General features: G+C 32.9%; 16 protein-coding genes. 11 read left to right on the forward strand and 5 right to left on the reverse strand.

Annotated features, from left to right (window positions below; translation table 11 throughout):
* The first annotated feature begins 53 nt into the window (after positions 1 to 53).
* The 6 genes from OZP09_RS20340 to OZP09_RS20365 all read left to right on the forward strand — a co-directional run bounded on the left by OZP09_RS20340 (position 54) and on the right by OZP09_RS20365 (position 6,392).
* The gene (locus tag OZP09_RS20340; RefSeq protein ID WP_269235450.1) at positions 54 to 587 is read left to right on the forward strand and encodes a DUF6155 family protein; all 534 of its coding nucleotides are present in this window, start codon (positions 54 to 56) and stop codon (positions 585 to 587) included.
* A gap of 108 nt (positions 588 to 695) precedes the next feature.
* Positions 696 to 2,234: a DEAD/DEAH box helicase gene (locus OZP09_RS20345; protein ID WP_281309900.1), complete on the forward strand. Its 1,539-nt coding sequence runs from the start codon at positions 696 to 698 to the stop codon at positions 2,232 to 2,234.
* A 257-nt stretch (positions 2,235 to 2,491) separates the two neighbouring features.
* Positions 2,492 to 3,694, forward strand: a complete 1,203-nt coding sequence (locus OZP09_RS20350; RefSeq protein ID WP_269235451.1) for a tetratricopeptide repeat protein — start codon at positions 2,492 to 2,494, stop codon at positions 3,692 to 3,694.
* Between the two features lie 103 nt (positions 3,695 to 3,797).
* Complete coding sequence (locus OZP09_RS20355) at positions 3,798 to 4,844, forward strand: o-succinylbenzoate synthase (protein WP_269235452.1); 1,047 nt, start codon at positions 3,798 to 3,800, stop codon at positions 4,842 to 4,844.
* Between the two features lie 93 nt (positions 4,845 to 4,937).
* Positions 4,938 to 5,411 carry a CYTH domain-containing protein gene (locus tag OZP09_RS20360; protein ID WP_269235453.1) on the forward strand — a complete coding sequence of 158 codons (474 nt, stop codon included), beginning with the start codon at positions 4,938 to 4,940 and terminating at the stop codon, positions 5,409 to 5,411.
* Positions 5,412 to 5,417: 6 nt separating this feature from the next.
* Complete coding sequence (locus tag OZP09_RS20365; RefSeq protein ID WP_281309901.1) at positions 5,418 to 6,392, forward strand: YpdA family putative bacillithiol disulfide reductase; 975 nt, start codon at positions 5,418 to 5,420, stop codon at positions 6,390 to 6,392.
* A gap of 869 nt (positions 6,393 to 7,261) precedes the next feature.
* Here OZP09_RS20365 and OZP09_RS20370 read toward each other — a convergent pair.
* Positions 7,262 to 8,830, reverse strand: coding sequence for a protein adenylyltransferase SelO (locus tag OZP09_RS20370; protein ID WP_269235455.1), 1,569 nt, complete (start codon positions 8,828 to 8,830; stop codon positions 7,262 to 7,264).
* Between the two features lie 9 nt (positions 8,831 to 8,839).
* Positions 8,840 to 9,373, reverse strand: a complete 534-nt coding sequence (msrA, locus tag OZP09_RS20375; RefSeq protein ID WP_269235456.1) for a peptide-methionine (S)-S-oxide reductase MsrA — start codon at positions 9,371 to 9,373, stop codon at positions 8,840 to 8,842.
* Between the two features lie 182 nt (positions 9,374 to 9,555).
* Here msrA and OZP09_RS20380 point away from each other — a divergent pair, with 182 nt between their 5' ends.
* From OZP09_RS20380 to OZP09_RS20395, 4 genes are all read left to right on the forward strand, one after another.
* Positions 9,556 to 11,049 (forward strand): aminotransferase class V-fold PLP-dependent enzyme, encoded by a 1,494-nt coding sequence (locus OZP09_RS20380; protein WP_281309902.1) that lies wholly within the window; start codon positions 9,556 to 9,558, stop codon positions 11,047 to 11,049.
* Positions 11,050 to 11,203: 154 nt separating this feature from the next.
* Positions 11,204 to 12,706 carry a P-loop NTPase fold protein gene (locus tag OZP09_RS20385; RefSeq protein WP_281309903.1) on the forward strand — a complete coding sequence of 501 codons (1,503 nt, stop codon included), beginning with the start codon at positions 11,204 to 11,206 and terminating at the stop codon, positions 12,704 to 12,706.
* Positions 12,707 to 13,072: 366 nt separating this feature from the next.
* A complete protein-coding gene (gene rpsA, locus OZP09_RS20390) occupies positions 13,073 to 14,848 on the forward strand; it encodes a 30S ribosomal protein S1 (RefSeq protein ID WP_269235458.1) in 1,776 nt (591 codons plus the stop codon).
* Positions 14,849 to 14,976: 128 nt separating this feature from the next.
* The gene (locus OZP09_RS20395) at positions 14,977 to 17,469 is read left to right on the forward strand and encodes a DUF7619 domain-containing protein (RefSeq protein ID WP_269235459.1); all 2,493 of its coding nucleotides are present in this window, start codon (positions 14,977 to 14,979) and stop codon (positions 17,467 to 17,469) included.
* 72 nt (positions 17,470 to 17,541) lie between these two features.
* Here OZP09_RS20395 and OZP09_RS20400 read toward each other — a convergent pair whose 3' ends face one another.
* The 3 genes from OZP09_RS20400 to OZP09_RS20410 all read right to left on the reverse strand — a co-directional run bounded on the left by OZP09_RS20400 (position 17,542) and on the right by OZP09_RS20410 (position 22,625).
* Positions 17,542 to 18,066 (reverse strand): ExbD/TolR family protein, encoded by a 525-nt coding sequence (locus OZP09_RS20400; RefSeq protein ID WP_269235460.1) that lies wholly within the window; start codon positions 18,064 to 18,066, stop codon positions 17,542 to 17,544.
* Positions 18,067 to 18,079: 13 nt separating this feature from the next.
* Positions 18,080 to 18,598 carry an ExbD/TolR family protein gene (locus OZP09_RS20405; protein ID WP_281309904.1) on the reverse strand — a complete coding sequence of 173 codons (519 nt, stop codon included), beginning with the start codon at positions 18,596 to 18,598 and terminating at the stop codon, positions 18,080 to 18,082.
* A 79-nt stretch (positions 18,599 to 18,677) separates the two neighbouring features.
* Entirely contained in the window at positions 18,678 to 22,625 is a 3,948-nt protein-coding gene (locus OZP09_RS20410; protein ID WP_281309905.1) for a hybrid sensor histidine kinase/response regulator transcription factor, read from the reverse strand.
* 371 nt (positions 22,626 to 22,996) lie between these two features.
* Between OZP09_RS20410 and OZP09_RS20415 the strand changes: the two genes are divergently transcribed.
* Positions 22,997 to 24,169, forward strand: a complete 1,173-nt coding sequence (locus tag OZP09_RS20415) for a cellulase family glycosylhydrolase (RefSeq protein ID WP_269235463.1) — start codon at positions 22,997 to 22,999, stop codon at positions 24,167 to 24,169.
* Positions 24,170 to 24,281 lie beyond the last annotated feature (112 nt).

The following is a 24,281-nucleotide window of genomic DNA, read 5'->3' on the forward strand; positions in this document are numbered from 1 at the left end:
ATTGGAGTATGTGTACTAAAAGTAATTTACTTTTGTAATCTTAAACTTTGAGTATGAGCAAACGTGATTTAAAAAAATATTTGACGGGACTAAATAAGGAACAGCTGGAGGAGCAAATTATTGAACTCTATGAGAAATTTAGTCCTGTAAAAGTCTTTTATGATTTTGTTTTTAATCCGAAAGAAGACAAGCTTTTGCAGGAAAGCAAAACTAAAATCTCTCATGAATATTTTCCAGTCAAAAAGCCCGGTGCAAGATGGCGTCCTAAAGCCAAGATGCGTCGCTCTGTAGCTCAAAAAATCATTAAGCATTTTATTTCATTGGGAGTTGACTCATTTGTGATTGCAGATGTGATGCTTTATAATATCGAAATTGCCCAAACCTATTCATCAGGAAACTTTATCAAACAGGAATTATTCTATAAAAGCATGCTGAATTCTTTTGAACAGGCAGTAAATTTTGTGATTTCTAATGGGGTTTTAAGTGAATTTAAGCCAAGAATTATTGCAATCCAACAAGAAACTATGCAACAAAAGTGGAAAAACAAATACGAATTTGAAGCTATTTTAGAGAAAATAGACTTATAAATGCGTTTCTCATAAAAAATCTTATTTAAAAAAAACATTTATTTTAGGTTAAAATACAATGAATAACTGTTTTTTAGATGTACTTTTGCAAAAATCGAAAAAAATACAATGTCTCAAAACACTTTAGAAATAGAAAGAGAAGATAAAAAAGAACTTTACGCTTACCAAAAGGGCGATATTGATGCCATTTTTGATCGTTTAGACAATGCTCCGCCCCAACATCATTTATTATATCAATTGCCTACTGGTGGTGGAAAAACAGTAATCTTTTCCGAAATAGTTCGTCGTTATTTGGCACATAATAACAAAAAGGTAGTCGTTCTGACACACCGTATCGAGCTTTGCAAGCAGACTTCAAAAATGCTGAAAGGCTTTGGAGTTTCTAATAAAATCATCAATAGTAAGGTAAAAGAATTGCCGGATCAAAACGATTACTCGTGTTTTGTTGCAATGGTTGAGACTTTGAAAAACCGTATCAATGACGAAAAACTACACTTAGATAATATTGGTTTGGTGATTATTGATGAGGCACATTACAATTCATTCAGAAAATTATTAAACTCGTTCAAAAATGCCTTTATTCTTGGAGTAACCGCTACACCATTGAGTTCAAATATAAAGTTACCAATGCATCAGAGTTATGATGAACTTATTGTGGGTGATACCATTAGTTCATTAATAGATAAAGGATTCCTTGCCAGGGCTACAACATACAGTTATGATGTAGGTCTGACTTCGTTAAAGGTAGGTATCAACGGTGATTATACGGTAAAATCTTCTGATGATTTGTATACCAATACCATGATGCAGGAAAAATTGCTGCATGCCTATACTGAACGCTCTTTAGGTAAAAAGACTTTAATTTTCAATAATGGTATTCATACTTCATTATACGTGTATGATACTTTTAGGGAAGCAGGTTACGATATCAGACATCTCGACAATACAAGCAGTTCAGAAGAACGAAAAGAAATATTGGCATGGTTCAAAAAAACTCCGGATGCTATCCTGACTTCTGTCGGAATCTTAACGACTGGGTTTGATGAGCCTACGGTTGAAACAATTATTTTGAACAGAGCTACAAAATCATTGACATTATATTACCAGATGATTGGACGCGGATCCCGAAAATTGCCTGGTAAAGATGAATTTACAGTAATTGATCTGGGTAATAATGCAGCCCGTTTTGGTTTATGGAGTGAGCCGGTAAACTGGCAGCATATTTTTAAATCACCGGAATTTTATTTGGAGAACTTGCGTGATGATACCGAAATCGAAATGTTTTTCAAATACAGCATGCCGCCTGAATTACGTGCAAAATTCAGTAAAACAGCTGATGTTACATTTGATGTTGATGAAGAACACAAATTAGCGATTAAGCAAAATTTACGTTCAAAGATTGTATTAGATAAATCACTGGAACAGCATGCAGCAATGTGTGTCGATAATACCGAAACACTTCAGGAAGCAAAAGCTTTGGCTAAAGAACTTGATGATGATATCGAATGCCGCATTAAGCGTTATGCGAAATGTCTGAGCCAATGCAGTAAAAATTACCGCGAATGGCTGGTTGATGACTACAAGAAAAACTTGACGTTATTAATTGGTAAAAAATATCGTGAAAAAATCATGAACGAACCGGATTGATAATTTTTTGTTTCAGGTTTGATGTTTCAGGTTTAAAAATATCAAGACGTGCTAGTTGAACGCATTAAAGTTTGGCATTGAAATTGAAATTGATTTTACCATTAAGTTTGATTTTTGAACTTGATATTGAATTTTGCCATTGTCATTGAAATTGATTTTTAGAAGCTATTTCCTGCTGTCCACTGTATCTTTTGTGGCTAACCCCGCCACAAAAGGATGCCGTTCCCATCAGGGCTATAACGTGTAATCCATAAAAGATGAATTTGAAGAAAATTGTTGTTTTGTTTTTAATTGGTTCTTTTCATAATCTTTTTGCGCAAAAAGACGGCTATTGGGACAAGGAACGCGCCACTACAAAAGAAATAATTGTCTCTGCAGGTGACAGGATAACTATCAAAACAGAGGATTTACCTGTTGGCACTACTGAAGTTGTTTACAGGGTCACACTTCTTGATGAAAATCAGCAAATGGCAAACAGTCTGGTAAATGTGTTAAAAGCAATTCCGGATCCATATGGCATAGGGCAGGGTTCTGCTGGTGCTGTATTTCTAATGTCGAAAATATCAGGTGATGATAAATGCACTTATGCACTTTTTACGTCTGATTCAAATGCAAAAAAATACATTGATAACGGAAAAGTCAACGATGCCTGTTATGCCCAGACAGAACCGTTAAGTAAAGATGCCAAACGTTTATCAATTGATAAATCTTCCTGCCTCAATGCAAACACTACTACAATTTGGTTTGGTTTCGAGAGCAAAAATTGGCTGCTAAAACAAAAAATAGTTTTAGAGGTTGTGCCATGGGTCGATACAAAACTAAACCGTGGCTGGAATGTTGATAATAAAAACGAAATAGTCAGTCTCTGTAAAACTTCTACAATGGCTCAGAAAATGGCCAATTCAGACGATTTTTGTGTTTGCATCCTCGATAAAATCATGAAGCAATACCGTTATATTGAATATCAAAAATTGCTTGCCATAGAAAAAACCAAAATTTATAAAGATTTTGGAAACGCTTGTTATAATGACGCTTCTATTTCTAAAAATGTTTATAATGATTTGAGGACTCAGGCAAATACGCTCATTAAACTTCAGAAATACAACGAAGCAATTTCGAAGCTGAACACAATCATTGCAGCAGGAAAAGCAACAGCTTTGGATTACAGTTCAATTGGTTACAGTTATATTCTGACCAAACAATATGCAAAAGCCATAAAGTTTTTGAAAGAAGGCGAAAAATTAGATGATACTGAGTTGTTGGTAAAACTTAATTTGGCCCATGCATATCTGGTTAGTGATAATTACAGCGATGCAAAGCAGATTTATAAAAAATACCAGTCACAAAACGTTACTGATAGTGTAAGCTGGATAGACAAAACCAAACAGGACTTTATACTTTTTCAAAAAGCAGGATTGCCTTCATCCGACTTTGAGAGGGTCTTGAAATTATATAATTAAAAATATTTTCACCGTATAAGTGATTATAAGTTCATTTAAATTTGCCGACAAAGCTGATTTAAATTTTCTTATAATCACTTTTATGTTTAAAAAAGCACCACATATGAAAGCTATTTACCAAAAATACATGCTCGAATTCAAACGTCCTTCGGGAACGTCGAGAGGCATTATGACCGAAAAAGAAACCTGGTTTATTGTACTCGAAGAAAACGGTAAAAAAGGAATAGGAGAGTGTGGTATTCTAAGAGGATTAAGTGCAGATGACCGAGAAGATTATGAAGAGAAATTAAACTGGGTTTGTCAAAATATTCATTTAGGCGAAGATGTTCTTTGGGAAAATTTACTTGAATTTCCATCCATTCAATTCGGAATAGAGATGGCTTTTTTATCTCTAAAAAGTGAAAATCCGTATGTGTTATTTCCTTCAGATTTCACCAATAATTCGAAATCAATTGTGATAAATGGTCTGGTCTGGATGGGAGAAGAAGCGTTTATGAAAGAGCAAATTGAAGAAAAAATTGCTCAGGGATTTACCTGTATAAAACTCAAAATTGGAGCGATTGATTTTGAAAAAGAACTGGATTTATTGCGCTATATTCGTACTCATTTTAGTGCTGAACAAATAGAAATCAGGGTTGATGCGAATGGAGCTTTTTATTTAAATGAAGCTTTAGATAAATTAAATCAATTATCTGGTTTCGAATTACATAGTATAGAGCAGCCTATTCAAAAAAACAACACTGACAGTATGGCAGAGTTGTGTAAAAGCACTCCTTTTCCTATTGCTTTGGATGAAGAACTGATTGGTGTGTTTTCATTGGAAGAAAAAGAAGCACTTTTGCAAAAAATCAAACCGCAATACATCATTTTGAAACCAAGTTTTGTCGGAGGATTTCGCGGAACTCAGGAGTGGATTACATTAGCAGAAAAATACAATATTGGCTGGTGGATTACCTCAGCATTGGAAAGCAATATTGGTTTGAATGCAATTGCGCAATGGACATTTCTGCAAAATTCTGATATGCCTCAGGGATTAGGAACCGGAGCACTTTATACCAATAATATTGATTGCCCGTTGGAAGTTTTAAACGGACAATTGTGGTACAGTAAAACTAAAAATTGGAATACTTCATTTTTAGAAAAAGCCTGATAAAATCATTTTTTGTGTTTTTAAATCCCAAATAAACGAATTCAGTTTAGCGCTAAATTAAGTAACTTGCATAAAATTTAATTAGCAGAACTAATGATAGAAATTGAAAGAAAATTTCTTGTGAAATCTGACGAATTCAAAGCACAGGCTTTCGCCCAAAATAAAATTGCGCAGGGCTATTTGAGCTCACTCCCTGAAAGAACAGTCCGCATTCGAATCAAAGGTCAAAAAGGATTTATCACGATAAAAGGAATTGGCCATCATGGCGGAATGACCCGTTTTGAGTGGGAAAATGAAATTCCGCTGGACGAAGCTCAGGAATTGCTTAAATTATGTGAAAAAGGTAAGATTGAAAAAACACGTTTCGAAATACAATCAGGTAAACATGTTTTTGAAGTTGATGAATTTTATGGCGAAAACGAAGGTTTGGTAATGGCAGAAATCGAACTGGAATCTGAAACGGAATCTTTTGAAAAACCAGACTGGCTAGGTGATGAGGTTACAAATGATGAGCGCTACTACAATGCTTATTTAAGCAAAAATCCATTTAAAGACTGGGAAAAATAACAATTTATGACAAATCTATACGATCTGATTATTGTAGGAGGTGGTCCAATTGGGCTTGCCTGTGCAATTGAAGCTCAAAAGAAAAACCTGAATTATCTGATTATTGAGAAAGGGGCAATTGTAAACAGTATTTTCAATTATCCTTTGTATATGACCTTTTTTTCAACGGCAGAAAGGCTTGAAATAGGTAATATTCCGTTTAATTGTCTGGCACCAAAACCAGGGCGCCAGGAAGCTTTGGAATATTATCGAAACATTCATCGTTATTTTAATTTTAATCTCAATCTATTTGAAAAAGTTACTGAAGTTCAGAAACTCGAACATCAGCTTTTTAAAATCACAACTGATAAAAACTTTTACGAAGCTAAAAACGTAATTATAGCAACAGGTTTCTATGATATTCCGATTGAAATGAATGTAAAAGGTGAAGAGTTGCCTAAAGTTCGGCATTACTACAAAGAAGCTCACGAATATGCTTTTAGGGATGTTTTGGTTGTTGGCGCTAATAATTCGTCTGTGGATGCTGCTTTGGAATGCTGGCGAAAAGGTGCAAATGTAACCATGGTGATTCGTAAAAACGAAATCAATAACCGCGTAAAATACTGGGTAAAACCGGATATTGAAAATCGAATAGCTGAAGGAAGCATTAAAGCGTATTTCGAATCGAATATTACTGAAATCACGGAGAGTGAAGTAGAAATTAAAACTCAGGAAGGCAATATCGTTATTAAAAATGATTTTGTTCTGGCACTAACTGGTTACAAACCTGACTTATCTTTCCTTGAAAAAATGGGTATTGAATTATCTGATGATGAATTAAAAATTCCGCAATACAATCCTGAAACTATGGAAACAAATGTGAAAGGATTATTTCTGGCGGGTGTAGTTTGCGGAGGCATGCAGACGCACAAATGGTTTATTGAAAACTCCCGCATTCATGCTAATATGATTATAGACTATATTACTCGAAATAAATGTTAATCGGTCAATCTAAGCAGCTTTTTAGTCGTCACTTCGAGTGATTTTAAATGAGGCTGTCCGAAAAGTAAGGACAGCCTCTTTTTATGTGTTAAATATTCGGATACCTATCGGAAACAATTTTCATATAAACGATTCTCAGAAAGGTAGCTCGACTTTTCGGACACTCTCGTTTAAAATTGTATCGAGAAGTCTTATTGATACTAAGGTTCTCGATACTTCATTATGATTTTCTATCGCAAATTATAACTCAACTCGAACTGACGAATCCTTAACTTAATAATATTGTGTTCGATGTGATATTTATGATTAAAAATAGCTTTTTGAGCTGTATTTATCCATCTATTTTTCTATTTCGAATATTTCAATAAATTTTTGTTCTAAGTTTTTCTTTTTTCTTTTTATGTCCCATCTCGAAAAGAAAATTATAAATACAATGAATGAATTAAAAATTATATTTATTTCATTTGGTATGTTTTTTAAATTAAGAAAGAAAAAGCAATTAAAACCAATTAGAGCAACAAAGGGAAAGTATTTTATCCAAATAAAGCTAGTTTTACTTATAGGTTCAATAATATAATTTAGTTTTAGTTTGTGGTCAATGTTTTGATATTCGCCTTTGAGAATATAAAATCCTGAAGTGAAATTATAATTTATTGTGAGTAGAAAAGTTGAATCGTCAAAATTCCCATAAAATTTTTTTGAACTTAGAAAAAAAATCGAAAATATTCCGAGGGATATTTGTGTGTCAGGCCTGCCAATTTTTGTATTATCTTTTAATCTGTTTCTAAATTCAGTGATATTAAGTTTTGACTTCATTAAAATTGCTTTAGATTCTTTTAATTCCCTATTTCTGTTATGATATTGACTCATTATGAACTACAAGAAAGCATAGAACACCCAACTTTTGAACGTGCCCAGTCTGGCCTTTTGGCAAACCATTTTTCATATTCAGGCTGTTCATCGTATGGTTTTTTTAACAATTTATACAATTCTGAAATTAGAGAATAATCCTCTTGATCAGCCGCATCAATGGCTAATTGCGCCATGTAATTTCGTAATACATATTTTGGATTAACCGAATTCATATTTTTAATTCGTTCTTCATTAGAAGTATTTTCCTGATTCAGACGCTCTAAATAATCGGTAAACCACAATAGCCAGTTGTCTTTAATCGTGTCTTTGATTTCTTCTGGTTTATAAAAAGCATCTTTAATAGCTTCTAAAGCTTTTTCTGCCGAATCGTTTTTTCTGATTTTGTTCAGATTGCGATAGAAAATAGTCATATCGGTTTCTGATAATTGCAGATTTGATTCTAAATAGGCTATAAATTCAGCATCATTTTCTGATGGAGAAAACAATCCTAGTTTGGATAAAATCATTTTTGTGTAATCTGAATTGAAATCAGTAATGAATGATTCTAATATTTTTTCCAAAGGCTCCGCTTCATTGATTAACGGATAAAGCGAATTTGCCAGTTGAAATAAATTCCATTGTGCCACCTGAGGCTGGTTTCCAAAACGATATCTTCGATTTTGGCTGTCGGTTGTATTCGGTGTCCAGTTTGGATCAAAATTTTCCAGCCAGCCATAAGGGCCGTAATCAATCGTGATTCCGTGTACCGACATATTATCGGTATTCATTACGCCATGAACAAACCCTACGCGCTGCCAGTGCAGAATCATTTCTCTGGTTTTGTCTGCTACATTTTTGAAAAACTGTAAATATTGTTCTTTTGGTTCGCCTTTGATTTCAGGAAAATAATATTTGATATTATATTCAACAAACTGTTTCAGGTTTTTAAGTTCGTTTCGGGCAGTCAGCATTTCAAAACTTCCAAAACGAATAAAAGAAGGAGCGACACGGCATACAATGGCGCCTTTTTCATAAGCAGGGTTTCCATTGTATAAAACGTCCCTTAAAACTTCGCCTCCGGATAGTATCAGCGAAAGTGACCGGGTAGTGGGAACCCCCAGATAATGCATCGCTTCAGCACATAAATATTCCCGGATGGAAGAGCGCAAAACCGCTAATCCGTCTGCAGTTCGGGAATAAGGGGTTTTTCCTGCGCCTTTTAGTTGTAAAGTAAAATATTGATTATTATGTTCAACTTCGGTTAAATTAATCGCACGGCCATCGCCTAATTGTCCTGCCCAGTTGCCAAATTGATGTCCGGCGTAGCACATGGCGTACGGCTTTGTTTCGGGCAGAATTTCTTTTCCGGAAAAAATAGTTACAAATTCTTCAGATTGAATTTCATCTGCTGAAATTCCAACCAATTTAGCGACTTCTTCTGAAGCATGAATTAATTTAGGTTCAGATGGTGTAGTTGGTTTTACGTAAGAGAAAAGTGCTTTCGAAATCTGACGAATTTCGTTGGTTTCATCAGGGTCAGCTGGCAATTCACTTGTAAAACGATTATGTATTTTTAAGTTTTTCATTTTAAATTTTCAATCTTTTAATTTATCAGCATACATTTTTTTCAATTTATATACTTTCGGATCAATCACCATTCGGCAATAACCGGCTTCTGAATTGTCATTGTAATAATTCTGATGTTCTTCTTCAGCCTCATAAAACACTTGAAAAGGTTTTAGCTGTGTTACGATTGGATCCGGAAAAACAGATTTGAGTTCGCTGAAAACCCCTTCCGCAATTGTTTTTTGTGTTTCATCATGATACAAAATTATTGAGCGGTATTGTGTTCCGCTGTCTGCTCCCTGACGGTTTAGAGTTGTAGGGTCGTGGCTTGTCATGAAAATGGTAATTAAGTCATGATATGAAATTATGTCAGGATTAAAAACAACCTGAATCACTTCTGCATGTCCGGTTCTTCCGGTGCAGACTTCTCTGTAGGCCGGATTTTTAATTTGTCCGTCAGAATAGCCGGATTTTACGGTTTCGATTCCGTTTAAACGCTGAATTACAGCTTCTATACACCAAAAACAGCCACCGCCAAAGGTTGCTACTGATAAATTTTTCATTTGATATTATTTTAGTTTACCGATTTCTCCTATTAGTTATGTAGGATATTGTGATAAATTGTTTGTAAAAAGACTATTTGATTAAAGATAATAAAAAGTAATTTTAAATTTTAAGTTTCTAATTGATAATTCTGCAATTTTATTTAAAAACAATATATTTGCCGTCAAACAGAAGTACATCCATGAATAGCAAAAATAATACCACGGGTTTAGAAGCTTATTTTAACGATTTTAGGCAAAATATTGTTGGAATTGATCAGGAGTTTGATTCTCCTTATGGTAAAAAGAAAATCATTTATACCGACTGGACTGCCAGCGGAAGACTCTATCGCCCAATCGAAGAAAAGCTTTTAAATGAATTTGGTCCTTTTGTTGCGAATACTCATACCGAAACCACTGTTTCAGGAACGGCTATGACAAAGGCCTATCATCGTGCGCGTCACATTATCAAGCGTCATACAAATGCTAATTCCGATGATGTTTTAATTACAGATGGCACCGGAATGACAGGTGTAATTAATAAGTTTCAGCGTATTTTAGGTTTAAAAGTTCCTGAAAACCTGAAGGCTTTTACGAATATTCCAGCTGAGAAAAAGCCGATTGTTTTTATTTCGCATATGGAACATCATTCGAATCAGACTTCGTGGCTGGAAACGATTGCTGATGTTGAAATTATTCCGTGTTCTGAAACGGAAAAAGGACTTTTTAGTCTGGAGAATTTAAAAGAGTTATTAGAAAAATATAAAGACAGAACGATAAAAATTGCTTCCATAACAGCTTGTTCAAACGTAACAGGGTTGAAAACACCTTATCATGAAATTGCAAAAGTAATGCATCAGCATAATGGCGTTTGTTTTGTCGATTTTGCATGTTCAGGACCTTATGTGCAAATTGACATGCATCCGGAAGATCCGGAAGCGTATCTGGATGCGATTTTTTTTTCTCCGCATAAATTTTTAGGAGGTCCCGGAACGTCTGGCGTTTTGATTTTTAATAAAAAGCTATACAACAACATGATTCCGGATTGTCCTGGCGGAGGAACTGTCAGCTGGACAAATCCATGGGGTGAACATAAATACATTGATAATATTGAAGACCGCGAAGATGGCGGAACTCCGGGCTTTTTACAGGTTATTAAAACGGCTCTTGCCATTGAGCTTAAAGAAGAAATGGGTATTGAAAACATCCTGCAGCGTGAGCATGAAATTGTAGAGCATGTTTTTAGCGAACTGAATCCGGTTTCGAATATCAAAATTCTGGCGGGACATCATCAGGAAAGGTTAGGAGTGATTTCGTTTTTTATAGAAGATCTGCATTTTAACTTAGGAGTAAAACTGCTGAATGACAGATTCGGAATCCAAACCCGTGGCGGATGCAGCTGTGCGGGAACCTACGGGCATTTTTTGCTGCATGTGGATCAGGAGACTTCAAATAAATTGGTAGATGAAATTACGATTGGTGATTTGATCAAAAAACCGGGCTGGATCAGAATGTCAATTCATCCGACGACTACAAATGAAGAAATTGCTTTTGTTTGTGAAAGTATTAAAGATCTGGCTCAAAACCATGAAAGCTGGAAACTGGATTATGAGTATGATAAAAATACGAATGAGTTTATTCATAAAAAGGCTAATTCGTTTGAGGATGAATTGGTAGCTGGGTGGTTTAGGTCATAAAGTGAAATCATAATTTAATATATACCCGACAGGTTTTAAAATTTGGTCGGGTTTGTTATTTAAACAAAAGTCTAATATTTAAATAATTATGCCGAAGGATTGGATGTCAATTTATGTTTGTTATTTTTATAAAAATTATTAAAAATATACTTAGATGGCATTTACTAACTTATCAATTGATTCAGAAATAATTCGTTTTAAAGAACATTTAAAACAAGAAAATAATAATAGAATTTTGTTTTCAGGAATTTTTGGAATTGGAAAAACATACTTTATTGAAAACTTTTTCGACAATAATGAAGACTATATATCAATTAAATTAAATCCTGTTAACTATTCAGTAAGTCCAAATCAAGATATTTTTGAATTAATAAAATTTGATATTGCTTTTCAATTATTAGCAAAAAATCCAGATTTTCAGAAAACTAATTTTAGTAAAATCTTTGCGGGTCAGTTTTATGTTTTAGAAAATTATAAAAATATTATTGGTGAATTATTTTTGAATTTATCAAAATTAGATCATCATGTTAATGCTATTATTGAGCCCGCTGTTAAACTTGGGAAAAAGATTGAAGAATATGCCAAGAAGGTAAATGTTGATGAAGAAAAAGAATTAAATGAATTTTTAATTTTTTTTAAAGAACAAAAAGGAACAATAAGGGAAGAGAATAATATTTCTGAATTATTAACAACATTAATTTCAACGTTAAAACAGAATGATTTAAATAAGGAAATTGTTTTAGTTATTGATGATTTGGATAGAATTGATCCGGAACATATATTTAGACTTTTAAATGTTTTTTCAGCACACTTTGATTTTCATGGATTAGTTGGAGTTAATAAGTTTGGTTTTGATAAGGTTATATTGATTTGTGATATTGAAAATATTAGAGGTATTTTTCATAATAAATATGGAGCAGAAATTGATTTTTCCGGTTATATTGATAAATTTTATTCTAAAGAAGTTTATTATTATAAAATAGAAGAGATTATTAAAAATAGTTTAAAAACTATTTTGATTAAACTAAAATGCAATCAGACTTCTTTTAATGAACAGATTTCTTCACAAAATAGTTATCTTCAAACTGAATTACAGTTTTTGTTTTCTTTTTTTATAGATAGTGGTTCAGTAAGTTTAAGAAGTTTAATATCATTCTTAGATAAAGAGATTTCTTTGAAAACATATTCACTGCAATCTACTAAGTTAGGAATTGGGCGTGTTCATTCTTCTTCTACTCCCATTTTATTTATTATTGGTATTTTAGAAAACTTTTTTGGTAGTCGAAGTAATTTCATAAAGGCAATAGATAGGGCAATTGAAAAGTTTCCATTAATTTATTTGGAAAAATATGGAAATTATACGGGATACACAATCGGGAATTTAGCTATGTTAGCTTCATATAATCAAACGCAACTTTTAGTAAATGATAAAGAATCAGAAAGCTATAAATATGAAATTCTTGATTGGACTATTGAATACAAAACAGAATGGTATAATCATTCATATGGAATTATTGGTTATATGCAAAAAGTTTATCAGTCGATAGCTGCGTTAGATGAAGAAAGTAAAAGTGATCATAATATTATTTTGCCATATTTTCAACTATTTAAAAAGGCTTATTTCGCATATAATGAAATAGTTAAAAAAATAGATTAATATTCAGCTTCAGAACTAAAGACAAATTTGTTGGCAGAATAGAATTACTTATAAATTCTTAAAACCACCAAATTTCTAATCTAGCCCCGATAGAGCGGTTATCCTTTTATGGCAGGGTTTGCCATAAAAGATAATAGCGAAAGCGGGACTTTTGGTCTTGAAAACACAAAAAACGTCTGCTTCTAAGCAAATAACTGATAATCATATGTGTTTTTGTTGGCTATTACAAATAAATGTATTAATTTTGCAGTCCTTTTGGCAAAGAAGAGTTTCCATTAGGTATCAACCATTTATGTAAAACAACTTCTGTTTTTTCTACTGCTTTATGAAACTCGAGGAAAACAGAATACAAATTTTTTTATCAGCATGTCTGAACAATTAAAATCACAAGAAGAGTTTTTAGCAAATTTTAACTGGCATAACTTCCAAGAAGGAATCGACGCAGTAGATGAGAAAAACTTACAAGAGTTTGAAGAACTAGTATCAAAAACTTTCATCGCTACAGATCAGGAAGAAGTAGTTGAAGGTGTTGTTGTTAGAATTACAGATAGAGACGTTATCGTTGATATCAATGCTAAATCTGAAGGTGTTATTTCTTTAAACGAATTCCGTTACAACCCAAACTTAAAAGTAGGTGACAAAGTAGAAGTATTAATCGACATTCGTGAGGACAAAACAGGTCAGTTAGTATTATCTCACAGAAAAGCACGTACTATCAAATCTTGGGATAGAGTTATTGCAGCTAATGAAACTGGAGAAATCGTTAACGGTTTTGTTAAATGCAGAACTAAAGGAGGTATGATCGTTGACGTATTCGGTATCGAGGCGTTCTTACCAGGATCTCAAATTGACGTTAAGCCAATTAGAGACTACGATGTATATGTAAACAAAATGATGGAATTCAAAGTGGTAAAAATTAACCACGAATTCAAAAATGTTGTTGTATCTCACAAAGCGCTTATCGAGGCTGATATTGAAGTACAGAAAAAAGAAATCATCGGTCAATTACAAAAAGGACAAGTATTAGAAGGTGTTGTTAAAAACATTACTTCTTATGGTGTGTTCATTGACTTAGGTGGTGTTGACGGATTAATTCACATTACTGACCTTTCTTGGAGCAGAATCAACCACCCAAGTGAAGTTCTTGAATTAGACCAAAAATTAAACGTTGTAATCCTTGATTTCGATGATGAGAAAACAAGAATTCAATTAGGATTGAAACAATTAAACGCTCACCCATGGGATGCTTTAGATGCTAACTTAACTGTTGGTGACAAAGTAAAAGGTAAAGTAGTTGTAATCGCTGATTACGGTGCTTTCATCGAAGTTGCTGAAGGTGTTGAAGGTTTAATCCACGTTTCTGAAATGTCATGGTCAACTCATTTACGTTCTGCTCAGGATTTCGTAAAAGTTGGAGATGTTGTTGAAGCAGTTATCTTAACTTTAGATAGAGATGACCGTAAAATGTCATTAGGTATCAAACAATTGACTCAGGATCCATGGACTGACATTACTTCTAAATACCCAGTAGGTTCTAAACATACAGGTATCGTTAGAAACTTTACAAACTTTGGTATTTTCGTAGAATTAGAAGAAGGAATTGATGGATTAATCTACATTTCTGACCTTTCTTGGACTAAGAAAATCAAACACCCATCTGAGTTTGTAAACGTTGGTGAAAAACTTGATGTTGTGGTATTAGAATTAGATGTTGACGGACGTAAATTATCTTTAGGTCACAAACAAACTACTGCTAATCCTTGGGATCAATACGAAGATTCTTTCGCTGTAGGAACTATTCACAACGGTGAGATTTCTGAAATCGTTGACAAAGGAGCTACTGTAGAATTCGGAGATGATATCGTTGCTTTCATTCCTACTCGTCACCTTGAAAAAGAAGACGGAAAGAAATTGAAAAAAGGTGATACTGCTGATTTCAAAGTAATTGAATTCAATAAAGAGTTCAAAAGAGTAGTTGCTTCTCACACTGCTATCTTCAGAGAAGAAGAAGAGAAAAACGTGAAAGCTGCAACTGAAACTACTGCATCTGCATCTACAAACGCACCAGCTGCGACTTTAGGTGACAACAATGATGTATTAGCTGCTTTAAAAGCTAAAATGGAAAAAACTGAGAAAAAATAGTTCTTAGCTTTTTTATAAATAGAAAGTCCCACAGTGATGTGGGACTTTTTTTGTTTGTATTGAATAATTTAACAGAAAAAGTTGTGTTATAGTTTTGAAAAGTTACTTTTGCGTGAAAATTTATTTATATGAAGAAAATTTACTTTTTGGTTCTGGCTTTAGGCTTTTTTAATGGATTGAGTGCTCAAATTGTTAATATTCCTGATGCTAATTTTAAGGCAAAGTTGTTGGATGCAAGTTCAAGTAATAACATTGCTAAAAATTTGAATGGTGATTGGTTTAAAATTGATTCAAATTTTGATAGAGAATTACAGTTGTATGAATTAAAGCAAGTTAGTTATTTGAACATTCATAAGGCCGTAAATATTGGTTCTTTAGAAGGGATAAGAAGTTTTGAAAACTTAAAATACTTAGATTGTTCCAGTCTTTTAGGAAATACTCGTCTTAATTCATTAGATGTTAGTGGTTTAAGTAATTTAGAAGGACTAGAATGTGCAAACAATTATATTACCACGATGAATGTTGATGGTTTAATAAATCTTAAATCTTTAAGTTGTAACAATAATTTATTAACTTCTTTGACAGTCATAAATCTCCCAGTTCTTGAGGCCCTGAGTTGCAAGAATAACCAATTGTTAACTTTGAATGTAAGTAGTTTACCAAAATTAGTGGGATTGGATTGTGAAAATAATTTTATTTCAACTCTTGATTTAAATGGTTTTTCAAGGTTGCAATCGTTACTCTGTAGAAATAATAAATTAACTAATTTAAGTTTAAATGGAGCAATGTCTATGTTTTCTGCTAGTATTTTTTGTAGTAACAATCTATTAACATCGCTAAATATTGCGGGAATGCCATATTTAACCTCTTTGTATTTTGAAAATAACCAAATTTCTACTATTAGTATAAGCGGATTAAATGAATTACAAACTATAAAATGTGATCATAATCAATTGACGTCTTTAAACTTGTCTAATTTGCCAAAATTAGAAAATTTATACTGTTATAATAATCAATTAACTAGTTTAGATTTAAATGAATTTCCGATGTTAAAAGATATCAGATGTAACGATAATAATCTAAGAGAGATTTTTTATAAAAATGGGATTGCATCATATTCAAATTTTGATTTCAGTTTAAATCCAAATTTAGAATTCATTTGTGTTGACGAATGGAAAATTCCTCGTGTAAGTAGTGATATTAAATATTATGGTTATTCTGCAACTTGTAATACCAATTCTTATTGTTCTTTTGAGCCTGGCGGCATTTTTTATATAGTAAAGGGAGATAATAGATTTGATAGTAACAATGACGGTTGCGATGCCACAGATATGATAATACCCAATCTGAAATTTTCATTATCAAATGGTACTACGACAGGAGTTCAGATTTGTGATAATACAGGTGCTTTTACATTTCCGGTAGGAGCAGGAATACATATATTAAAACCAGTTTTGGAAAACCCCAATTACTTCAAATTCTCACCATCCAATATAAGTATCAATTTTCCGTCGCAAGTTAGTCCGTATACTCAAAACTTTTGTCTGATCCCAAATAGTAATCATCCAGATTTAGAAATGGTTTTATTGCCTTTGAATATCGCAAGACCTGGATTTATATCGGAGTATAAAATTATTTATAAAAATAAAGGGACTAATGTCCAGTCAGGGACTATAGATTTACAATATAATGGTCTTATTTCAAATCTTAGTTATTCAATTCCGAAAGTGTTAGATCAGACAGCAAGTAAATTTGTTTGGGAATTTAATAATTTGCTACCATTTGAAACGAGAGAAATACAATTACACTTAAATATAAACAAACCAACAGATTCAAGCCCTGTAAATGCAGGAGATAATTTGAATTATATTGTTAACATTAGCTCTTCGAGCCTAGACGAGACGCCAAAAGACAATACTTTTGTCCTTAATCAGACAGTGGTTAATTCTTACGATCCAAATGATAAAACCTGTTTGGAAGGTTCCATTATCACACCAAGTTTGATAGGAGAGTATGTGCACTACATGATTCGTTTTGAAAATACTGGAACTTATCAGGCGCAAAATATTGTAGTAAAAGATATGATCGATTTATCAAAATTTGATATTTCGACTTTAATCCCAACCAGTTCAAGTCATTCATTTGTAACTAAAATTTCAGAAGGTAATAAAGTTGAATTTATATTCGAAAATATCAATCTTCCTTTTGATGATGCTACCAATGATGGCTATATTGCTTTTAAAATCAAAACGAAACCAACATTGGTAGTTGGAGATACATTTGCTAACGAGGCTAATATTTATTTTGATTATAATTTTCCTATCCTTACCAATAAAGCGACTTCAAAATTTCAAAATACTTTAGCGAATCCCGATTTTGAGTTTTCGAATTATTTTGCACTGTATCCAAATCCTGCTAACAATGTTTTAAATATTAATACTAAGCAGGCTATTGAAATAGAAGCATTGGTAATTTATGATATTTTAGGGCAATTGGTTATTGCTGTTCCAAATGCAAAATCAGTTTCATCTATTGATGTTTCACAACTAAGGGCTGGTACTTACTTTTTAAAAGTTAAATCAGATAAAGGAAGCTCAGGTATAAAGTTTATTAAAAACTAAATTGCATTAAAAATAAAAAGTCCCGCATTGCTGTGGGACTTTTTATTTAATATTCGTTTATAATTAAGTTTATTACTTAGAAGCCAATAATTTAGTTTCTTCAGGAGTGAAATCATTTACAATTGCATATGAATTGATTCCTGTGATGTTCATCTCATCGAGAATATCCACCAGATTACCGTAATTAGATTTTTTACTTGGTTTAATGATAACGGTAACACCTATTTCTGGTTTTCCCATTCTAGCAGAATATTCATGAATTTTTCTGTCAATATTAAATAGCTCTTTACGTATTCCGTCTTTTCCATATTTGACTTCCTTGGGATTTTGGACGGGAGCGTATAACAATCCCCTGTAACTAATCATTTTATTATTATCGTCCAGTAATAAAGTCAAAACTCTGAGCTCGTCTACACGATAGCAACCTCCCTGCCATTCATCAATGCAATCTGGTACTCCTAAATCCATCATTTTTGGCTTCCTTAATTCACCTGCAACCATAAAAAATATAATCAGTAGAAAAGAAATACTGACCATTGCGGTTAAATCGACTCTTGTGTTTAATTTTCTGCTTCTGACTTTTCTATTAATTACCATGGTTTGAGAATTTTTAGTTAGCTGCTAATAATTTTGTTTCTTCAGGAGTATAATCATCTACAATAGTATAAGTATCAATTTTAGTAATTGCCATTTCGTCTAAGATATCAATCAAATTTTTAAAGTTGCATTTTTTACTTGGTTTTATGATTACAATTGCTCCTTTGTCGGGATTTCCTGTATACTCCTGAATATTCTTTTTGCTAATTAATAGTTCTTTTCGAATACCATCTTTTCCATATTTAATTTCTTTAGGATTCTGACGGGGATATGATAATAACCCGTGATAAGTTATTATTTTGTCATTGTCATCTAATAAAATGGTATAAATACGATTTGCATCAATACAGCCATAAGATCCACCGCATCCCGGATATTTATCTGGTAAACCCAAATCTATACCTTTTGGTTTTGCCAATTCAATAGTTACCATAAAAAATATAATCAGTAAAAAAGAAATACTGACCATAGCGGTTAAATCAACTCTTGTGTTTAGTTTTCTGCTTCTGACTTTTTTAGCAAGGTTTTGCATAATGAATGATTTTTTAATAAAGCTAATAATAAAATTTAACCAATATTGAATATGCGTTAAAAATAATTCAAATTATTTCTTAATTGCCATTGTTGATAAACTCCGAAGGTGACATTCCAAAGCTTTTTTGAAAATTTCTGCTGAAACTGGACTGCGAATTGTATCCTACTATTTCTGCAATTTCATACACTTTGTATTTACCGGAAAGTAATAATTCGGCTGCTTTTTTTAAACGGGCATTATTAATCAGTTCGTTTGGACTCAGGTTGGATATGTCTTTTATTTTGCGATATAAAGTAGAGCGGCTCATATGCAGGATATCGGCTAATGATTCGACACTTAGATTTGTATCTGCCATATTCTGGTCTATAATTTCATCCAGTTTTTTAATAAAATCCTCGTCGGTCTTATTATGGGCAATTGTTTTTAAATGCGACAGGGGAGAACTTGCATAATATTCCATGACATGTCGCCTGTTGGATATTAAATTGTCAATTTGAGCCAATATAAAATCAATAGAAAATGGCTTGGAAATATATGCATCAGCGCCTGATTCTAAACCTTTAATCCTGGATTGTACAGCGCTCAGGGCTGTAAGTAAAATTACAGGAATATGACTTGTTTCAATATTAGATTTAATACGGTCGCATAACTCAATTCCGTCCATTACAGGCATTGTTATATCACTGATAACGATATGTATCGTTTCATTGTGAATTACTTTTAATGCTTCTTCTCCATTAGCTGCTTTAAAAATTTTGTATTCCTTGCCAAGCTCTTTGCTCATAAAATTAAGCAGTTCTAAATTGTCTTCTACAACCAGTATTTGAGTTTTGATATTTTTAGCTATAATCTCATTTTCAAATTCTTCATTACTTTCTTTTCCTGCAGTTTCAGGGGAATCTTTATAGAGATGAAATTCGCTCTCCTGACGAAGTGGCAATTGCAAAACAAAAGTGTTCATGGAAGCGTCTGAAAATTGCAATTTTAGCGTTCCGTTATGCAGTTCAGTCAATGAATGGGCTAGTGATAATCCAATTCCTGTACCTGTCTGCATTTCAGATCCTAATATCCTGAAGAACGGTTCGAAAATTTTGTTTTTAAGGCTTTTTGGAATCAAATTCCCGTCATTTTTGATGATAAATTCCAAAGAGTCTTCATCCCTGAATAAAGTAATGAAAACTTTGCTTTTGGCATATTTAATAGCATTACTGATTAAGTTGCTTAGAATTTTCCGAATTGCCTCTTCATCTACGAAAGCATAAATGTTTTTTTCTCCCAGTTCCAGTTCGAAATGGATGCTTTTTTCTTCAATTAAAGGTGTGAATTCAGACTGCAGATGTTTTACAAGCATTGATATATTCGTTTCAACAAAAGTCAATCCCAGTCCTTCCATTTCTGTTTTTCTAAAATCAAGCAGTTCATTGACCAGATTCAATAAACGGGAAGTATTTTTCTCCATTATTGATAAATTTGGCAGAATTTCAGGAGATTCATACGTTCTTTTCAGCAAACTTTCTAAAGGACTCTTAATTAAGGTTAAAGGAGTCCGGATTTCGTGTGCAACATTGGTGAAGAATTCAATTTTTGCATGATAGATTTCCTTTTCTTTCTCGTTATTAAGAGTTGCTATTTTTTGGTTATTCTCTTTGATTGTTTTTCGGTGATATCGGCGTAAAAGCCAGTAAAAACAACCTGATAGTAGTAAGAAATAGAGAAATAATGCATAACTGCTAGCCCAAAATGGTGGCAATATTGTAATGGCAACGACAGCTTCCTTACTCCATATTCCGCTTGCACTTAATGATTTTACCCTGAATTTATAATCACCCGACGGAAGTTCTGTAAAAAACACTTTATTATTTTTATTCAGGTAAACCCAATCATCACTGATACCGTCCAGTTTATACCAATATTCTGTAAGTTCAGGCGCTGTGTAGCTTAATGAAGCAAAATCAATATTGAAATTAGACTGATGATTTTTTAAAGTAATTTTTTTGATGTAAGAAACAGATTCGTCCAGCGGTGAATCTTCATCATTCACCCCAACATCCTGATTGTTTATCTGAAGTCCTGTAATAAATATAGGTGGATTGTATTTGTAAGCCCTGAAATTTTTAGGATTAAAGCTAATCATGCCGTTCAGGTTTCCAAAATACATATCTCCGTTAGAATCCTTAAAGGCAGAGCTGTAATTAAACTGGTCGCTCAGTAATCCGTTTGCTGTGGTGAAGATTTTAACAGCCTTCGTTTTATAATTAAATGTGACTAATCCTTTTGAAGTTGTGATCCATAAATTCTCTTTTTCATCCTGAAGAATAGAATAAATTACATTGCTTGGAAATCCTTCTTTAGTGGTGAATTTTCTGAATTCTTTTGTTCGCGTATCAAATAAATTCAGGCCATTTTCAGTTGCAATCCAAAGGTTGTTCTGTTCATCCTGAAAAATGGATGTGATAAAATCATTACTGATGCTTTTATCATTTTTTAAATCATACCTGTAAACTGCTTTTTCCTTAGTTTTAGCATTGTAATAAAATAATCCGTCCCTGTAGGATCCTGCCCAGAAATTTCCGTCTTTGTCTTTAAACATACAGGTATAATGTGTGTTTTGGGAAAAATCATCGCAAATTTTAAAATTATCATTTTGATCATCATATATATAAATCCCCAGAGAGGTTACTACATATAATTTCTTTTCCGGGGTTTCATAAAATGTAATAATAAAATTACTTCTTAAATTACTTGAATTATGGTCATAATGTTTGATGACTTTTCCGCTATTAGCATCCATTACATCCAGTCCATGCTCAAAAGTTCCAATCCAGACTTTATTTCCTCTAGGTAAAACGGCATGTATATTATAAAAGGAGAGCCCTAATTTTGTTCCGTTAGGCTGAAAATTGACAAATTTCCGGGTCTGCAGGTTAAATTTATTAATCCCGGCATCTTCAGTCCCAATCCAGAGATTTTCCTGATTGTCTTTGTGAATTTCACGAACGGCGCTTCCTACAATCGCATTTTCACTCCTGCGCGGAAAGTATTTTTTAAACTGATCGTATTGTTTTTGATGGTAATTTACCCCTCCAAAATAAGTTCCGATCCAAACCCCGTTTTCTTTATCAATAGTAATGCAATATGCTGCATTGTCTGAGATAGCATAAGGGTCGCTCGGACTTTTGCGTAAATTTCGTATTGTTTTATTTTTTAAATTATAAATATAAGCACCTGATTCACTGGTGATCCATAATTCATTTTTGTTCTTTTTAAATTGTCTGACAAAAATAGGCTTTGCGGAACCGTTAATAAAAGGAGATGTTTTTCCTGTTGATACATCATATTTATAAACACCGTGATCCCTTGTGCCAATTAAAATTGAATTCGCATCTAATGCATAAATAACCGAAATTGAAAAATTGATGCCGGGAAGCTGTACATTAATTTTATCGAAACTTTGAGTCGCTTCAGAATAACGATATAAATCATCGTATGATGATGCCCATATTACTCCATTTTTATCACACGTAATAGAAGTCGCATAAAATGAATTTCTGTCAAACAGTTTGGTTTCTTTTGTGTCAACATTATATTTTACGAGTGTTCCAATAGAAATAAACCACAAATTATTTTTCAGGTCATTATCAATATCATTAATGCGATTGTTTATTGCCTCGTTCAGAAAAGTAAATTTTTCTAACTTTTTATCATAAGAATACAATCCCTTATCGGTTCCAACCCAGATATAATTTTTGAATTCATGCAGCGATTGGATATAGTTTATTCCTAATGATGTTTTAGGGTTTGATCCGCTGCGGAATGTTTTAAAGTGATATCCGTCAAAACGGTTCAGACCATCTTTAGTGCCAAACCATAAAAATCCGTCCTTGTCCTGAATGGAGGCCAGAACAGAATTATTAGACATCCCATTTTCTACCTTATAATGTTTAAAATAATATTCCTGACTGAAAATTGTAGCTGACAAAAACAAAAAACAAATGACTGTACCAATTTTGAAAAATCTTTGCATGTGGATTTTTTTATTAATTTTTTATAAAAATAGCTTCTCTTATTGTGTCATAAGCATGCATTCTGTTTTGTATGCAGCTTTACAAGGTTTTTTATAGATGATTTGAATGATTTAAACACAATTGTGAGACAAAATGGGGTTACAATTGTGTTGTCAATATCCTATTTTGGTCAAAAAAAATAAAATGATATTTTTTTAGTACTTAAATTATGATATTGATAAATAAACCCTAAAATATCTAATGATAAATAAAAATATACGTCTTAACATTGGCTGCAATATTACTTAATTTTTGGTAATACAAAATGAAAAGTAATTTTTTAATCTCAATTATTGAAACAATAAAAAAAACATTCCAATACCTTTTTATAATGAAAAATAAAAATACATTAATAGCTATTGCTTTATTTTCGGTATTAACCATTAGCTGCAACAAAAGCAAAAATGAAGTCAAAACCGGACAAAGCCCAATCGAAACTTCTGTAGCCGAAAGAACAATCTGGACTAAAGAGAAAGCCAATACATGGTATGCAAAACAACCATGGCTTGTAGGGGCCAATTTCACACCCGGTAATGCCATTAACCAGTTAGAAATGTGGCAGGCAGATACATTTGATCCTAAAAAAATCGATCAGGAATTAGGTTGGGCAGAAAGCATAGGAATGAATGTAATGCGTGTTTATCTTCATGATTTGCTTCATAAAGATGATACTGAAGGATTTTACAAGAGAATGGATGAATATTTGACTATTGCAGACAAACATCATATCAAAACATTATTCGTTTTGTTCGATTCTTGCTGGGATCCTTTTCCGGTGTCTGGAAAACAAAGAGCTCCTAAACCATTTTTACACAATTCTGGATGGGTGCAGTCGCCGGGGCGAAAAGCGCTTCTGGATGAAAAACAAACTCCACGTTTAGAAAAATATATAAAAGAAACGGTAGCGCATTTTAAAGATGATAATCGAATTTTAGGCTGGGATGTCTGGAATGAGCCGGACAACATGAACAGTCCAGCTTATGTAAATGCGGAAGCTGCTAATAAAGAAGAACTGGTTTATAAGCTCTTAGAAAAAGCTTTTAAATGGGCCAGATCAAGTAATCCTTCGCAACCTTTGACTTCAGGAGTCTGGGCTGGCGACTGGTCTGAAAAAGGCATGAAGCCAATTTTTAAATTACAACTGGAACAATCAGATGTTATTTCTTTTCATTGTTATGATAAACCGGCAGATTTTAAAAACAGAATAAATGAATTAAAACGCTACGGCAGACCATTATTATGTACAGAATATATGGCAAGACCAAACGGCAGCACTTTTGAAGGATTTTTACCAATCGCCAAAGAAAACAAAATTGCGATGATGAACTGGGGATTAGTGGACGGAAAGACGCAAACTAAATTTCCGTGGGACAGCTGGACAAAAACATATACTTCTGCGCCACCTGTATGGTTTCATGAAGTTTTTAATTCGGATGGTATGCCTTATAAAAAAGCAGAAACCGATTTTATAAAAAAAATAATATCTGAAGTAAATTCTAAATAATAACGATATAAAAGTTGCTTATTTTTTTAAATAACTGTGGTTAGTTGTTTGATGTAATCGAAATTATCGGGATATTTTGTCCCGGTAATTTGATTTTTAATACAATGCACTT

The sequence above is a fragment of the Flavobacterium flavigenum genome, from assembly GCF_027111255.2.
Taxonomy (GTDB): domain Bacteria; phylum Bacteroidota; class Bacteroidia; order Flavobacteriales; family Flavobacteriaceae; genus Flavobacterium; species Flavobacterium flavigenum.

Coding starts and splice junctions, on each gene's coding strand:
- OZP09_RS20380 (WP_281309902.1), top strand. CDS start 9,556: ATGAATAGCAAAAATAATACCACGGGTTTAGAAGCTTATTTTAACGAT.
- OZP09_RS20365 (WP_281309901.1), top strand. CDS start 5,418: ATGACAAATCTATACGATCTGATTATTGTAGGAGGTGGTCCAATTGGG.
- rpsA (WP_269235458.1), top strand. CDS start 13,073: ATGTCTGAACAATTAAAATCACAAGAAGAGTTTTTAGCAAATTTTAAC.
- OZP09_RS20385 (WP_281309903.1), top strand. CDS start 11,204: ATGGCATTTACTAACTTATCAATTGATTCAGAAATAATTCGTTTTAAA.
- msrA (WP_269235456.1), bottom strand. CDS start 9,373: ATGAAAAATTTATCAGTAGCAACCTTTGGCGGTGGCTGTTTTTGGTGT.
- OZP09_RS20340 (WP_269235450.1), top strand. CDS start 54: ATGAGCAAACGTGATTTAAAAAAATATTTGACGGGACTAAATAAGGAA.
- OZP09_RS20415 (WP_269235463.1), top strand. CDS start 22,997: ATGAAAAATAAAAATACATTAATAGCTATTGCTTTATTTTCGGTATTA.
- OZP09_RS20370 (WP_269235455.1), bottom strand. CDS start 8,830: ATGAAAAACTTAAAAATACATAATCGTTTTACAAGTGAATTGCCAGCT.
- OZP09_RS20345 (WP_281309900.1), top strand. CDS start 696: ATGTCTCAAAACACTTTAGAAATAGAAAGAGAAGATAAAAAAGAACTT.
- OZP09_RS20410 (WP_281309905.1), bottom strand. CDS start 22,625: ATGCAAAGATTTTTCAAAATTGGTACAGTCATTTGTTTTTTGTTTTTG.
- OZP09_RS20400 (WP_269235460.1), bottom strand. CDS start 18,066: ATGGTAATTAATAGAAAAGTCAGAAGCAGAAAATTAAACACAAGAGTC.
- OZP09_RS20360 (WP_269235453.1), top strand. CDS start 4,938: ATGATAGAAATTGAAAGAAAATTTCTTGTGAAATCTGACGAATTCAAA.
- OZP09_RS20355 (WP_269235452.1), top strand. CDS start 3,798: ATGAAAGCTATTTACCAAAAATACATGCTCGAATTCAAACGTCCTTCG.
- OZP09_RS20395 (WP_269235459.1), top strand. CDS start 14,977: ATGAAGAAAATTTACTTTTTGGTTCTGGCTTTAGGCTTTTTTAATGGA.
- OZP09_RS20405 (WP_281309904.1), bottom strand. CDS start 18,598: ATGCAAAACCTTGCTAAAAAAGTCAGAAGCAGAAAACTAAACACAAGA.
- OZP09_RS20350 (WP_269235451.1), top strand. CDS start 2,492: ATGAATTTGAAGAAAATTGTTGTTTTGTTTTTAATTGGTTCTTTTCAT.